The following is a 14,096-nucleotide window of genomic DNA, read 5'->3' on the forward strand; positions in this document are numbered from 1 at the left end:
CCGAGCTGCGGCCCCGCCCCCGCGGTGCCGTCAGCGGTCCACCCGGGCAGCCGCGTGCTGCCCCGAGCCCGTCGCCGGAGGAGAACGTGACGGTCCCCGAGACCCCGACGATCCCGCGTCCCGCCCGCCCGCCCCGCGACGCCCTGCGCATCGCGGTCGTCGCCCCGCCCTGGTTCGAGCTGCCGCCGCGGGGGTACGGCGGCATCGAGTCCGTCGTCGCCGACCTCGTCGACTCCCTGGCCGAACGCGGTCACGAGGTGACGCTCGTCGGCGCCGGCCGCCACCGCACCCGTGCCGCCCGGTTCGTGCAGGTGTTCGACGAACCCCCGTCCGAGCGCCTCGGCACCCCGGCGCCGGAGGTGATCCACGCCGCCGCCGCCGGTGCCGCCCTCGCCGACCTCGACGTGGACGTCGTGCACGACCACAGCCTCGCCGGGCCGCTGCTGGCCCGCGGCCGCCGCGTGCCCACCGTCGTGACGATGCACGGGCCCGTCGACGGCGAGCAGGGCGAGTACTTCACCCGCCTGGGCGACAGCGTCGACGTCGTCGCCATCTCCGACGCCCAGCGCCGCCTGAACCCGGGCATCAACTGGGTGGGGCGCGTGCACAACGCGATCGACGTCTCCAGCTTCCCGTTCCGCGAGCGCAAGGACGACCACGTCCTGTGGCTGGGCCGGTTCAGCCCCGACAAGGGACCGCACCTGGCGATCGACGCGGCGCGCGCCGCGGGTCTGCGGATCGTGCTGGCCGGCAAGCGCAGCGAACCCGGCGAGAAGGAGTTCTTCGAGCGGGAGGTCCGTCCCCGGCTGGGCCGCGACGCCGAGTACGTCGGTGAGGCCGACGCGGCGTTGAAGCGGGAACTCCTCGCCGGTGCTCGCGCGCTGGCGTTCCCCATCCAGTGGGAGGAACCCTTCGGGATGGTGATGATCGAGGCGATGGCCTGCGGCACACCGGTGGTGGCGCTGCCGCGCGGGAGCGTCCCGGAGGTCGTCGACCACGGCCGCAGCGGGCTCGTGGTGCACGACCTCGCGGACTTCCCCGCCGCCCTGTCGCTGGCCGCGGAACTGGACCCGGCCGTCTGCCGCCGGCACGCCGAGCAGAACTTCGACCTGCCGGTGATGGCCGCCGGGTACGAGCGCCTGTTCCGCACCATCGTGGAGGGCGAGCGCAGCGTGCGGGCCATCACGTCCCCGCGCTCGCCGCTGCGGCGGCTGCGGCAGCGGGGGGTGCCGGCGTGAGCGAGCCCCTGGGCACCCCGCAGGAACTGCCTCCCGCAGGTCCCGGGGGCGACGTCACCCTCGTCGAGGGCGCGTCGTTCTGCGTCAGCGACGGCGCCGGGGACATCCGGCCGGACCGCCCGCACGGGGTGTTCTTCCAGGACACCCGCGTCGTGTCCGGGTGGCAGCTGCTGCTGGACGACGAGCCGCTGCAGCCGCTGGGCGTCTCGCTGCCCGAGCCGTTCTCCGCGGTGTTCACCACGCGCGCCGCGCCACGGCCGGGCCAGGCGGACGCCACGCTGGTGGTGCAGCGGCGCCGGATGGCGGCCGACGGGCTGCGCGAGGACGTCGTCGTGCGCAACCACGGCACCGAACCGGCCGGCATCACGCTGCACCTGTCCGTCGAGGCCGACTTCGCGGACCTGTTCGACGTCAAGGAGGGCAGGGTCGCCCGCCGGGCCCCCGTGCAGCGCAGCGGGCAGGGCGAGGACCTCGTGCTGAGCGTCGCGCGCGGCAGTCGCCGCCGCGGCGTGCGCGTCCACGGGCAGGGCGCCACGGCCACGCCCGGTGCGCTCGTGTGGCGGGTGGTCGTCCCCGCGCACGGGGAGTGGTCCACCACGGTGCAGGTGCTGCCCTCCACCGAGGAGGGGGAGGTGGGCACGTCGTTCCCCCTGGACCGCCCGGTGGAGTCCGCGGCCCCCGTGCGCCGCATGCGCGACCGGCGTCGCGCCAGCCCGGACGTGGAGTGCGACGACCCGGTGCTGGCGCAGGCGCTGCACCGCAGCGTCCTGGACCTGGGCGCGCTGCGCATCACCGACCCGCGCCGGCCGGGGGCCGACGTCGTGGCCGCCGGGGCGCCGTGGTTCATGGCGCTGTTCGGCCGCGACTCGCTGCTGACGAGCTGGCTGGCGCTGCCGTTCGACCCCGGCCTGGCGCTGGGCACCCTTCAGACCCTGGCCGACCACCAGGGCCGGCGCGTGGACCCGATGAGCGAGGCGGAACCCGGGCGGATCCTGCACGAGGTGCGGCTCGGCGTCGACGCCGACCGGGCGCTGGGCGGCAGCAGCGTGTACTACGGCAGCGTCGACGCCACCCCGCTGTTCGTCGTCGTCCTCGACCAGGCGGCGCGCTGGGGGGCGCCGCTGGAGGAGGTGCGGGCGCTGCTGCCGGCGGCCGACCGGGCGCTGGAGTGGGTCGAGCGCTGCGGCGACCTGGACGGCGACGGGTTCGTGGAGTACCGGCGCAAGACCGACCGCGGCCTGCTGAACCAGGGGTGGAAGGACTCCTCCGACTCGATCTCCTTCGCCGACGGCCGGCTCGCCGAGGGGCCGATCGCGCTGGTGGAGGTCCAGGCGTACGTGTACGCCGCGTACACCGCCCGCGCGCACCTGGCGTCGCTGGTGGGCGACGAGGCGGGGGCGCGCAGCTGGACGGAGAAGGCCGAGCGGTTCCGCCGCGACGTGCACGAGGCGTTCTGGGTGCCGGGGCGCGGGTGCTACGCCCTGGCGCTGGACGGGCGCAAGCAGCAGGTGGACGCGATGGCCTCCAACCAGGGGCACTGCCTGTGGGCGGGGCTGCCCGGCGCGGAGGAGGCCGCGCAGGTCGCGGAGCACCTGCTGTCCCCGGCGATGTTCAGCGGCTGGGGGATCCGGACGCTGGCCACCACGGAGGGCCGCTACAACCCGGTGAGCTACCACAACGGGTCGGTGTGGCCGCACGACAACGCCCTGATCGTCGCGGGGCTGGTGCGCTACGGGCACGTGGAGGCGGCGCAGCGGGTCGCGGACGGGCTGCTGGCGGCGAGCGCTTCCACGGGCGGCCGCCTGCCGGAGCTCTTCTGCGGTTTCGACCGCGCCGAGTCGCCGTCTCCTGTGCCGTACCCGACGTCCTGCTCGCCGCAGGCTTGGGCGGCCGCCACCCCGATCGGCCTGCTCACGGCGCTGCTGCGGCTGCGGGTGTGCGCCCCGCACGGCGAGGTGGCGACCGACCCGGTGCTGCCGGCGTCGTGGGGGCGGGTGCGGGTGTCGGGCCTGCCGGTGGGGGAGGAGCGCGTCGACGTGGACGGCGGCGCGCGGCGCCCCGCACCGGAACCGGTCGCCTGCGCCGGGTGAGGTGCTGCGCCGGTGCGGTCCCGCCCGGGCCCGCACCGGCGCTCGCCGTTCCGTGCCGTGACGCGGTGCGTTGACAACGTTGCAGAGAGCCCCCTAGTTTCCCGAGCGCCACTGCAGCGGCTCCGCCGCTGCCCGAGCGAGGAAGCTCAGACAGGGGACCAGATGCCTTCTCCCACCTTCACCCGACGCAGCGTCGTGCTGGCCGCCACCGCGGCCGGGGCGCTGGCGAGCACCGCGGCCGGGGCCACCGGCGCGGCGGCCGCGCCCCTCCGGCGCCCCGGCATCTCCACCGAGGCGTGGGGGAACCTGCCCGACGGCACCGCCGTCGAGCGGTACACCCTCGTCAACGGCGAGGTGACCGTGCGGATCCTCACCTACGGCGGGATCGTCCAGAGCCTGGAGTTCCCCGACGAGCAGGGGGACGTCCAGAACGTCGTCCTCGGCTTCGACGACCTCGAGGGGTACCTGGCGGGGAACAACCCCGGCCCGTACTTCGGCGCCCTCATCGGCCGCTACGGCAACCGCATCGCCGGCGGGAAGTTCACCCTCGACGGCGTCGAGCACCAGCTGCCGCTGAACAACGGCCCGAACTCCCTGCACGGCGGGGACGACTCGTTCGACAAGCGGGTGTGGGACGCCGAGGCGCTGCCGGGCGACCAGGTCGTGGGCCTGCGCCTGACCCTGGTCAGCCCGGACGGCGACCAGGGCTACCCCGGCACCCTCACCGCCGAGGTCACCTACACCCTGGACCGCTTCGCGCAGCTGACGGTGGACTACTTCGCCACCACCGACGCCCCCACCGTCGTGAACCTGACGAACCACACGTACTGGAACCTCCGCGGCGAGGGCACCGGCACCATCTACGACCACGAGCTGACGATCCACGCCGACGCCTACACGCCCGTGGACGCCACCCTCATCCCCACCGGTGAGATCGCCCCCGTGGCGGGCACGCCGATGGACTTCCGCGACCCCACCGCCGTGGGCGCGCGCATCCGTCAGCCGTTCCAGCAGATCCTGTTCGGGCAGGGGTACGACCACAACTGGGTGCTGGACCGCGAGACGGCCGACGAGCTTGAGGAGGCGGCGACCCTGCACGACCCGGCGAGCGGGCGCACCTTGACGATCTCCACGACCGAACCGGGCCTGCAGTTCTACTCCGGCAACTTCCTCGACGGCACCCTGGTGGGAACCTCCGGTTCGGTGTACAGGCAGGGCGACGGGCTGGCGCTGGAGACGCAGCACTTCCCCGACTCCCCGAACCAGCCGACGTTCCCCTCCACGGTGCTGCGCCCCGGCGAGGAGTACCGCAGCACGACGGTGTTCGCGCTCTCGCGCTGAGCCGTCCGGTCCCCGCGGCGCCCTCCCGCCGCGGGGACCACCCGCGCGAAGAATCTCCTCCCGGCTGCATCCGGTGGCGCTCGCACGCCCGCAGTGGGGGTACGAGCGGGACCACCCGGTCCCGCGCACCCGAGGAGGAACCCGTGCGCAAGGCAACCGCAGCTGCCGTCCTCGTCGCCGCCCCCGCGGTGGCGCTCGCCCTGCCCGCCGCCGGCGCGACCGCCGCGAGCACCGGGCAGGCCACCGTCTCGATCCTGCACGGCGTGCCGGGCCTGACCGTCGACGTGTACGCCAACGGCGAGGAGGTCGTGGGCGGTTTCACGCCCGGGACCCTGACCGACCCGCTCACCCTGCCCGCCGGTTCCTACGACCTGGCCGTCTACCCGGCCGGCGCGGACCCGGCCTCGGCGCAGCCGGCGATCTCCGCGGACGACGTCGCGGTGCCCGCCGGGGCGAACGCCACCGTCGTGGCGCACCTGTCCGCCGAGGGTGCCCCGACGCTGACGCCGTTCGTGAACACCCCGGCCGACCTGGCCGCGGGCCAGGCGGAACTGACCGTGCGGCACGTGGCCGCCGCCCCCGCGGTGGACGTGCGCGCCGGCGGGACCCCGGTGCTGACGGGGCTGAGCAACCCGCAGGAGGCCAGCGCGACCGTGCCGGCCGGGACCGTGTCCGCCGACGTGGTGCTCGCCGGCACCGACCAGGTCGCCCTCGGCCCGGCCGACCTGACGCTGCCCGAGGGGGCGGAGACCATCGTCTACGCGTGGGGCTCGGCCGCCGACTCGAACCTCGCCCTGGCCACGCAGACCGTCCGGGCGAACGGCTCGGCGCCCTCGGGCGTGGCCGCCGGTGAGGCCGGCACCGTCGAGGGCGGGCTGCCGTGGTGGGTCGCCGCGGGCGGTGCCGTCGCGCTGGCCGGGGCCGGGCTGTCGGTGGTGCGGTCCAGGGCGCAGCGCGCCCGCTCGTGAGGGGCGCCTCGCCCCGCGCGCTGCGGCTCGTCTCCGCCCTGCTGGGCGCCGGCCTGATCGGTGCCTGGTGGGCCGAGCGGCCACCCGCGGGGTTCGGCGAGGTGCCCACCGCCGCGGCCGCGGGGACCACCGCCCCGGCCCTGTCCGGAGCCTCCGGTACCCCCGCGGCCGGGGTCCCCGGGGCCCCCGCGCAGGACCTCGTCCCGGGCGGGGTGCGGGTGCGCCCGGCGGCGCCGGCGCCGCCCGTCCCGGTGGCCGGGCCCGTCGCGCTGCGCGTGCCGGACCTGGGGATCGACGCGCGGGTCGTGGACGTGGGCGTCACCGCCGACGGTGCGATGCAGGTGCCCGGCGACGGCGACCTCGTCGGCTGGTACCGGTTCGGGCCGGTGCCGGGCGGGCCGGGCTCGGCCGTGCTGGCCGGTCACGTCGACACCGCCCGCGAGGGCCCCGGCGCGCTGCACCCCCTGGCGGGTGCCGGGCAGGGGCAGGTCGTGGAGGTCGTCCTGGCCGACGGCGCGGTGCGCCGCTTCGCGGTCACCGCGCGCCGGCAGGTGGCCAAGGCGGACCTGCCCGTCGCGCAGCTGTTCGACCGCTCCGGTGGACCGCGCCTGGTGCTGCTCACCTGCGGCGGTCGGTTCGACGCCGAGCGCGGCCGGTACGAGGACAACGTCGTGGTCGTCGCCGAGCCGGTGCCCTGAGGAGCACCGACTGGCGGCGGGTCGCGGGCGCCCTACGGTGGTCGCGTGAGCACCCCGGACGCCGTCGCCCTGGGCGGCGGCGTCCGGCTGGGCGCCCCCGCGGCGGCCGGCCCGGTGCCCGGCGGCGGGCCGGGCCGGGTGGACGGCACCGGCGAGCCGGACGACGTGGACGACGGCGCGCTGGCGGCCGCCCTGGCCGCCGGGGACGAGCGCGCCCTGGCGGAGGCGTTCCGCCGCTTCGCCCCCCTCGTGCACGCCCTGGCGCTGCGCCGCCTGACGGAGGCCGACGCGCAGGACGTGGTGCAGGCGGTGTTCGTGGCGGCGTGGCGCTCGCGCGGCACCTACGACCCGCGGCGCTCCTCGCTGCCGGCCTGGCTGGTGGGCATCACCCGGCACCGCGTCGCGGACTGCCTGCGGGCCCGGCACCGCGACGCGGAGGTCAGCACCGGCTCGGTGGAGCTGACCGCCGTGCCCGGCCAGCCCGTGGCCGACGACCCCGCGGAGCTGGCCGCGGACCGCCTCGTCCTGCTCGACGAGCTTGAGCACCTCGGTGAGCCGCAGCGCACGCTGCTGCGGCTGGCCTTCTTCGAGGAGCTCAGCCACACCGAGATCGCGCAGCGCACCGAGCTGCCCGTGGGGACCGTGAAGAGCCACCTGCGACGATCGCTGCTCCGCCTGCGCAGCCGACTGGAGGAGGACCGTGCTGCCTCCTGACCCCGGGGGTCCCCGCACCGGGCCCGTGACGCACCTCGGGGACGACGACCTCGCGCTGCTCGCCCTGGGCGAGGGCGTCGAGGGCGCGCCGGAGCACCTGGCCGGGTGCGCGGCGTGCCGCGAGGAGCTGGCCGCCCTCTCGCTCGTCGTCTCCACCGCGCGCTCCACGGCGCCCCCGCCCGCGGTGCCGGTGCCGGCGGGGACGTGGGAGGCCGTGGCCCGCGAGGTCGGGATCGACGCCGCGCCCCCCACCGGGCCCGCCACCGCCCCGGCGTCCCCGCCGGCCGTGCCGGTGGCCGTGCCGGTGGACGTGCCGTCCCGCCGGTCCGGGCACCGTGCCCGCCTCGCGCTCGCGGCGGCGTTCCTGGTGGGCGCCGCCGTCGGGGTGGGCGGGGCCCAGCTGGCCGGCGGGGGGGACGCGCCCACCGCCCTGCCGACCGCGGGCCCGACCGCGAGCCCGCCCGGGGAGGGCGCCGGGACCGTGGTGGCGTCCGCGCCGCTGGCCCCCCTCGGCGACGCCGCCGCGCAGGCCGCGGGGACCGCGACCGTCGCGCGGGTCGACGGCCACCGCCGCCTCGACGTGGACGTGCGCGAGGTGGCGCCCGCCGGCGGCGGGGTGCTGGAGGTGTGGTTGCTGGACCCGGCCGGGGGGCTGCTGTCCCTGGGCACGCTCACCGGCGACCACCTGGCCGTCGTCCTGCCGGAGGCGGTGGACCTGTCCCGCTTCACCGTGGTGGACGTCTCGCGCGAGCCCCTGGACGGCGACCCGGGGCACTCCGCCGACAGCGTGCTGCGCGGGGAGCTGTCCCTGCCGGCTTGAGGGGGGTCAGGCCGTCCAGCGCTCGCGCTGCTGCTCCACGCCCTGCACGAACGCCTCGAAGGCCGCGTCGACCCGCGCGGTGTCCCCGGTGACGAGCCGGTCGAGCACGAGCCCGCGCATGGTCCCCAGCACGAGGGTGGCCGTCGCCGCGGCCTGCTCGGGCGGGCAGCCCTCGCGCACCAGCCCGGCCTCGAGCATCCCGGTGCGCTCGCGCACCGAGCGGCGCACCGCGCCGGCGAGCGCCTCGTCGTGCAGCGCGGCCCCCGTGATCGCCAGGAACAGCCGGACGTGCGCCTCGCCGCGCTCCGCGGTGGCGTGCCGCCACAGCGCCCGCAGCGGCCCGCCGGGCGGGTCGCCGTCGAGGAGTTCCGGTGCGGTGAACGCGCGGTCCAGGACCCGCTCGACGATCTCGGAGACGAGCTGCTCGCGGGTGCCGAAGTGGTGCAGCAGCGCGGCGTGGCCCACGCCGGCGCTCTCGGCGACGCGGCGCAGCGACAGCTGGCCCAGCCCGTGCCGCACGGCGTGCTCGGTGGCGGCCTGCAGGAGCTCCTCGCGCCGGTGCCGGTAGCGCAGGCGCCGCCCGTCGACGCGTTCCGGTCCCTCGTCCTGCGTTCCCGCCACGCCGCGAGGGTAGCCGCGGGCACGAGCCCCCGGACGCCTGTCCCCGAGATTGCTTGACCGAGTGGTCAGGCTATGGCTAGCTTGTGCCTCGCCACCGGGTCGGAACCCCGCAGCGGTGCGCGGCACGACGGAGCGCCGCCCACTGCGCGGTCGTCCTGCCCCGCCGGCGCCCCTCCCCGCCGCACGCCCCAGGAGAGCCCCGTGATGTCGAGCACCCTCACCTCCCCGTCCCCGTCCCCGTCCCGGAACCGCTCCGCCCGCGGGTTCCGCGCCTCGCTGGCCGCCGCTGCCGTCGCCCTGCCGTTCCTCGCGGGCGCGGCGCCCGCTCAGGCCGCCGAGAACCCCTACGAGCGCGGCCCGGCGCCCACGACCTCCAGCGTCGAGGCCTCGCGCGGCTCCTTCGCCGTGTCGCAGACCCGCGTGTCCAGCTTCAGCGCCCGCGGTTTCGGCGGCGGCACGATCTACTACCCGACCACGACGAGCGCCGGCACGTTCGGCGGCGTGGTCGTCGCCCCCGGTTACACCGCGACCCAGTCCAGCATGGCCTGGTACGGCCCGCGCCTGGCCTCGCAGGGTTTCGTGGTGTTCACCATCGACACCAACTCCCGCTACGACCAGCCCTCCTCGCGCGGGGACCAGATCCAGGCCGCCCTGGACTACCTGACCGGCAGCAGCAGCGTCCGCTCGCGCGTCGACGCCGACCGCCTGGCCGTCATGGGCCACTCCATGGGCGGCGGCGGCACCCTGGAAGCCGTGAAGGACGACCCGGCGATCAAGGCGGCCATCCCGCTGACGCCGTGGAACCTCGACAAGACCTGGCTCGAGGTCAGGACCCCCACCCTGATCATCGGCGCCCAGAACGACAGCGTCGCGCCGGTGGCCTCGCACTCGGAGCCGTTCTACGCCTCGATCCCCGACAGCACCGACAAGGCGTACCTGGAGCTGCGCGGCGCCAGCCACTTCGCGCCGAACACCTCCGACACCACGATCGCGAAGCACAGCATCAGCTGGCTCAAGCGCTACGTGGACGACGACACCCGCTACACGCAGTTCCTGTGCCCGGCACCCACCGTCAGCCTGGCGATCAGCGAGTACCGCAGCACGAACTGCTCCTGAACGACCCGCGACCACCTCGGCGCGGGCGGGGAATGCTCCGCCCGCGCCGGCGGTTGCTCCGGGCGAGCGTCGCCCCGTCAGCGGGGCGGCGCGCCGTGCCGTCGTGCGAGAGGTCGTCCCCGTGCCCGTTCCGCTGTCCGTCCTCGACCTGGCCCACATCGCCCCCGGGCAGAGCCCGGGCGACAGCATCGCGGGCAGCGTGGCGCTGGCCCAGCAGGCCGAGCGGTACGGGTACCGGCGCGTCTGGTACGCCGAGCACCACAGCATGCCCACGATCGCCTCGTCCGCGCCGGCGGTGCTCATCGCGCACGTCGCCGCGCACACCAGCACGATCCGGCTGGGCGCGGGCGGCGTCATGCTCCCGAACCACTCGCCCCTGACGATCGCCGAGCAGTTCGGGACGCTCGACGCGATGCACCCCGGCCGCATCGACCTCGGCCTGGGCCGCGCCCCCGGTTCGGACGAGCGCACCACGTACGCGCTGCGCCGCGACCCCTCCTCGGCCGAGAGCTTCCCGCAGGACGTGCAGGAACTGCGCGCCTACCTCGCCGGCGAGTCCCGCGTCCCCGGCGTGCAGGCCGTGCCCGGCGCCGGTTCCCGCGTCCCGCTGTTCATCCTGGGTTCCTCGCTGTTCGGCGCGAAGCTCGCCGCCGCCCTGGGCCTGCCGTACGCGTTCGCGTCCCACTTCGCGCCGCAGGCGCTGGAGGCCGCGGTCGCGACCTACCGGCGCGAGTTCCGGCCTTCGGAGGACCTGGACGCCCCGCACGTCATCGCCGGGGTGAACGTCGTCGCCGCCGACACCACCGAGCGCGCGCAGCAGACGTTCGAGCACGTGCGGCGCACGTTCGCGCAGTCGCTGTTCGGGCGCGGGCGCACGTTCACCGAGGCGGAGGTGGACGCGCTGATGTCCTCCGCCGCCGGGATGCACGTGGAGTCCATGCTGTCCTGCTCGGCCGTGGGGACCCCCGCGCAGGTGCGCGAGCAGGTCGAGGAGTTCCGCCGCCGCGCCGACGCCGACGAGCTCATCGTCGCCCACCAGGCCCGTGACACCGAGGAGCGGCTGCGCTCCGCGGAACTGCTCGCCGAGGCGGTCCAGGCGGTTCCCGCCTCCTGAGCGTCGCCGCCCCGCAGCGCACCGCGCCGCTTCACGCCGCGGTGCGCTGCTCCCGCCCGGCGCGGGCCGCGCTCTCCGCGCGCGCCCACGCCGCGGCGAACCCGTCGGCGATCGAGTAGGCCGACGAACCGACGCCGACGCGCAGCCCGGCGTCGGCGAGCGCCCGCTGCAGCCGGCCGACGCACAGCTCGCCCGCCACCGGGGGGATGCGGGTCAGCACCACGCCGACCTCGCCGGCACCCAGGACCGCCACGACGTCGTGCTCGCGCAGGTTCTGGCGCAGCAGCTGCGCGACGCGCGCCGCCGCGGTCTCGTCCGCCGCCTGGAACACCGCGACGCGGGCGGGGTCGCCGTGCACGCGGTGCTGCTCGTCCGCCGCGGTGAGGAACTCGTACCAGGCCCCCCGGTCGACCACGCCCTTCAGCGGGCTGCCCGCCGCACCCCCCAGCGTCCACCGGGTCAGCTGCCGGGTCCGGTCGCGGGAACGCTCGGCCCGCAGGACCGCCGTGAGCAGGGAACCCAGCAGTTCGAGCACGGGGGCGTGCTGATCCAGGCGACGGCCCTGGGGGTTCGGGTCCAGGCCGCAGATGGTCCCGAACAGGCCGCCGTCGGCGTCGTGCAGGGGGATCCCGACGTAGGCGCCGATCGGCGCCTCCTGCCGGACCGGCGCGTTCGCGTACTGCGCGACGGCTGCGACGTCGGGGGCGATCCTCGGGGCGCCGGCGACCATCCGGGCGCACAGGGAGGTGTCCCAGGCGCGGTGGTCGCCGGCGCGCACGCCGTAGGCGTCGTCGCGCAGCTGGAGGTGGACCTGGCGCTCGCCGTCGTAGCGGCTGATCGACCAGTGGCCCAGCGGGACCTCCTGCCGCAGGAAGTCCAGGACCTGCGCGCAGGCGTCCTCGAACGGCAGGTCGGTGGTGTTGCGGGGCAGGGGCACGGCGGGCTCCGGGGCGTCGGGGGTGGGGCGCGCGAGGGGCCGGCGGCGGCTCCCGGGCGGGTCGCGGACGGGCGCCGCCCTCCCATCATCGGCCCGGGACCACGGTTCGTCGCGTGCTCAACCAGATTCCCCGCCGGGAACCACCTCTCCGGTGCAGCGGACCCGCGGCGCGCGTCACCGCGCGCCACCGCGGCGGGTCCAGGCCGCCCCGTGCGGCGGCGGCGGTGCCACCCGTGCGGCGCAACCGTCACGGCTGGGGACTGTTCGCGCGGTGGACACCCGCGGTTCGCCGCACCGTGGCCGGGGCTCAGCAGGCTTCGCGATCACCGGCGGAGCACCGCCGGGCCCCCGAACCCCCGGAGAACGCCCGTGCACGCACGCCCCGCCCCCCGCCGCCGCGACGTCCTGACCCTGGCGCTGGCCGGTTCCACCGCGCTGCTCGCACCGGTCGGCCGCCTGCGGCCCGCGGCGGCGAACCCCGTCCCCGGTGGGCCGGTGCTCCCGTTCGTCGAGCACTACGCGACGAACGTCGCGGAGAACACCACGCCGTGGACGAACGCCGTGGTGCGGATCCTGTCGGGGTTCGAGGAGCTGTGGGAGACCGGACCGACCTGGGACACCGGCCGCGTCCTGGACCGCGACGTGCTGCGCGCGAACGTGCAGCACGTCGTCGAGGTGACGCACGCACGCACCGACGAGGAGGCGAAGCTCGCGTTCGTCCGCGACCGCCAGCACCAGAGCTACGCCGTCACCGCCGGCCTCGGCCCGCTCGCGGAGCTGTACCGCGAGGGCGCGCAGGCCGTCACCGGCATCACCGAGGGTCCCGACGGAACCCCGCCGGAGAAGGTCAGCGACGAGCTGCCCGCCGACGCCCCCGCGGGTTCGGCCCTCGGCGCCGGCTCGGAGACCTCCGAGCTGGGGTTCGTCGCGCAGCTGGTGAACGCGGTGCGCGGCCCGTACGCCTCCAGCAACCCCGCCAAGAACGCCTTCCAGTACCCGCGGCCGTGGCGCCTGGACGCCGGCAGCGAGGTCGTGCCCACCGGGGCGACCGACGAGTTCGGCTTCCCCGTCCACGTCTCCGACGTCGTGGTCGCCCCGCAGCTGCTGCGCCAGCGCGGCGACGACCCCGCCGAGGACGGCGGGTTCCCCAGCGGCCACACCAACGCCTTCCACCTGGCCGCCCTCGCCCTCGCCCACGCGGTGCCCGAGCGGTTCCAGGAACTGATCGCCTGTGCGTTCGAGCTGGCCGACAGCCGCATCGTCACCGGGATGCACTCCCCGCTGGACGTCATGGGTGGCCGGGTCATGGCCACCGCGCTGGCCGCGGCCGCGCTGCACGACCCCGCCAACGCCGTGCTGAAGCGGGCCGCGCGCGAGCAGGCCGCGGCCTGGTTCCAGGAGCGCACCGGCACCGACGCGACCGGCCTCATCGCCCTGGCCCGCTCGGGCGGGGACGGCCAGGACCCGTGGGGGGAGCGCGAGGCGAACCGCGAGCTCGTGCGGCGCTTCCTCACCTACGGCTTCCAGCGCACCGGCCCGCGCACGCCGGTGGTGGTGCCGCAGGGCGCCGAGGTGCTGCTGGAGACCCGGCTGCCGTACCTGAGCGCCGCCCAGCGCCGGGAGGTCCTGCGCACCACCGCCCTGCCCGCCGGGTACCCGGTGCTGGACGGCCCGGAGCTGTGGGGGCGCCTGGACCTGTTCACCGCCGCCGACGGCTACGGCCGCTTCGACACCAGCGTGGTCGTCGACATGGACGCCGCCGCGGGCGGTTTCTCCGCGGCCGACGCGTGGCGCAACGACGTCGCCGGGCGCGGCGACCTCGTCAAGCGGGGTTCGGGGGAACTGACCCTCACCGGCGACAACTCCTTCACCGGTGGTGCCCGGGTGGCCGGCGGGACGCTCGTGGCCGCCTCGGCCACCGCGCTCGGCCGCGGCGACGTCAGCGTCGCGGCGGGTTCGCTGCGCGTCGCCGCCGGGTGCGGTGCGCAGGTGCGCGGTGAGTTCTCCCAGGCCGCCGGTGCGGTCCTGGACGTGGCGCCCGTCGCGGGCGGCGCGGTGCCGCTGCAGGTGCGCGGCGCCGCGGTCCTGGGCGAGGGTGCGCTGCTGCGGGTCGACCCCGCGGCCGCCGGCGGCTGGCCCGTCGGCGAGGAGCGCCCGGTGCTGCGCGCGCGCCGGCTGCGGGGGAGCTTCGCGGCGGTGGAGGTCGCCGGCGGCGGCCGCGCCGAACTGCTCCCCACCCGCGACGGCGTCTCCGTGCGCCTGCTCGCCACCGCCTGACACCCATCCCTCTTCGCCCCGCCACCCCACCCCCTCCCCGGGGGGGGGGGGGGGGGGGGGGGGGGGGGGGGGGGGGGGGGGGGGGGGGGGGGGGGGGGGGGGGGGGGGGGGGGGGGGGGGGGGGGGGGGGGGGGGGGGGGGGGGGGGGGGGGGGGGGGGGGG

At 76.8% G+C, this 14,096-nt stretch carries 12 protein-coding genes; 10 read left to right on the forward strand and 2 right to left on the reverse strand.

Annotated elements, in window-relative coordinates; translation table 11 throughout:
- Positions 1-86 precede the first annotated feature (86 nt).
- The 7 genes from ACRYR9_RS12715 to ACRYR9_RS12745 all read left to right on the forward strand — a co-directional run bounded on the left by ACRYR9_RS12715 (position 87) and on the right by ACRYR9_RS12745 (position 7,869).
- Entirely contained in the window at positions 87-1,238 is a 1,152-nt protein-coding gene (locus ACRYR9_RS12715; RefSeq protein WP_432495604.1) for a glycosyltransferase family 4 protein, read from the forward strand.
- The gene (locus tag ACRYR9_RS12720) at positions 1,235-3,328 is read left to right on the forward strand and encodes an amylo-alpha-1,6-glucosidase (protein ID WP_432495606.1); all 2,094 of its coding nucleotides are present in this window, start codon (positions 1,235-1,237) and stop codon (positions 3,326-3,328) included. The genes ACRYR9_RS12715 and ACRYR9_RS12720 overlap by 4 nt, the downstream gene beginning before the upstream one ends.
- 162 nt (positions 3,329-3,490) lie before the next feature.
- On the forward strand, positions 3,491-4,669 hold the full coding sequence (locus ACRYR9_RS12725) for an aldose epimerase family protein (RefSeq protein WP_432495608.1): 1,179 nt from the start codon (positions 3,491-3,493) through the stop codon (positions 4,667-4,669).
- A 143-nt stretch (positions 4,670-4,812) separates the two neighbouring features.
- The gene (locus ACRYR9_RS12730; protein WP_432495610.1) at positions 4,813-5,637 is read left to right on the forward strand and encodes a DUF4397 domain-containing protein; all 825 of its coding nucleotides are present in this window, start codon (positions 4,813-4,815) and stop codon (positions 5,635-5,637) included.
- Positions 5,634-6,335, forward strand: a complete 702-nt coding sequence (locus ACRYR9_RS12735; RefSeq protein WP_432495612.1) for a class F sortase — start codon at positions 5,634-5,636, stop codon at positions 6,333-6,335. The genes ACRYR9_RS12730 and ACRYR9_RS12735 overlap by 4 nt, the downstream gene beginning before the upstream one ends.
- 45 nt (positions 6,336-6,380) lie before the next feature.
- Positions 6,381-7,049, forward strand: coding sequence for an RNA polymerase sigma factor (locus ACRYR9_RS12740; protein WP_432495614.1), 669 nt, complete (start codon positions 6,381-6,383; stop codon positions 7,047-7,049).
- Positions 7,036-7,869, forward strand: a complete 834-nt coding sequence (locus ACRYR9_RS12745; RefSeq protein ID WP_432540196.1) for an anti-sigma factor — start codon at positions 7,036-7,038, stop codon at positions 7,867-7,869. Before ACRYR9_RS12740 ends, ACRYR9_RS12745 begins: the two co-directional genes overlap by 14 nt.
- A gap of 6 nt (positions 7,870-7,875) precedes the next feature.
- Here the strand turns inward: ACRYR9_RS12745 and ACRYR9_RS12750 are convergent, their stop codons facing one another.
- Positions 7,876-8,490 carry a TetR/AcrR family transcriptional regulator gene (locus ACRYR9_RS12750; RefSeq protein WP_432495618.1) on the reverse strand — a complete coding sequence of 205 codons (615 nt, stop codon included), beginning with the start codon at positions 8,488-8,490 and terminating at the stop codon, positions 7,876-7,878.
- 204 nt (positions 8,491-8,694) lie between these two features.
- Between ACRYR9_RS12750 and ACRYR9_RS12755 the strand changes: the two genes are divergently transcribed.
- Both ACRYR9_RS12755 and ACRYR9_RS12760 read left to right on the forward strand, forming a co-directional pair.
- Positions 8,695-9,606: an alpha/beta hydrolase family protein gene (locus ACRYR9_RS12755; RefSeq protein ID WP_432495620.1), complete on the forward strand. Its 912-nt coding sequence runs from the start codon at positions 8,695-8,697 to the stop codon at positions 9,604-9,606.
- Between the two features lie 121 nt (positions 9,607-9,727).
- Entirely contained in the window at positions 9,728-10,720 is a 993-nt protein-coding gene (locus ACRYR9_RS12760) for an LLM class flavin-dependent oxidoreductase (RefSeq protein WP_432495622.1), read from the forward strand.
- 31 nt (positions 10,721-10,751) lie between these two features.
- Here the strand turns inward: ACRYR9_RS12760 and ACRYR9_RS12765 are convergent, their stop codons facing one another.
- Entirely contained in the window at positions 10,752-11,657 is a 906-nt protein-coding gene (locus ACRYR9_RS12765) for a GAF domain-containing protein (RefSeq protein WP_432495624.1), read from the reverse strand.
- Between the two features lie 369 nt (positions 11,658-12,026).
- On the opposite strand from ACRYR9_RS12765, the gene ACRYR9_RS12770 reads away from it, so the two are divergent.
- A complete protein-coding gene (locus ACRYR9_RS12770) occupies positions 12,027-13,934 on the forward strand; it encodes a phosphatase PAP2 family protein (RefSeq protein WP_432495626.1) in 1,908 nt (635 codons plus the stop codon).
- The last annotated feature ends 162 nt before the right edge of the window (positions 13,935-14,096 follow it).

Source organism: Kineococcus auxinigenes, from assembly GCF_050871525.1.
Taxonomy (GTDB): Bacteria; Actinomycetota; Actinomycetes; order Actinomycetales; family Kineococcaceae; genus Kineococcus.

Bases quoted from the DNA above. Each gene is read 5' to 3' on its own strand.
- ACRYR9_RS12725 (WP_432495608.1), top strand. From the start codon at position 3,491: ATGCCTTCTCCCACCTTCACCCGACGCAGCGTCGTGCTGGCCGCCACC.
- ACRYR9_RS12755 (WP_432495620.1), top strand. From the start codon at position 8,695: ATGTCGAGCACCCTCACCTCCCCGTCCCCGTCCCCGTCCCGGAACCGC.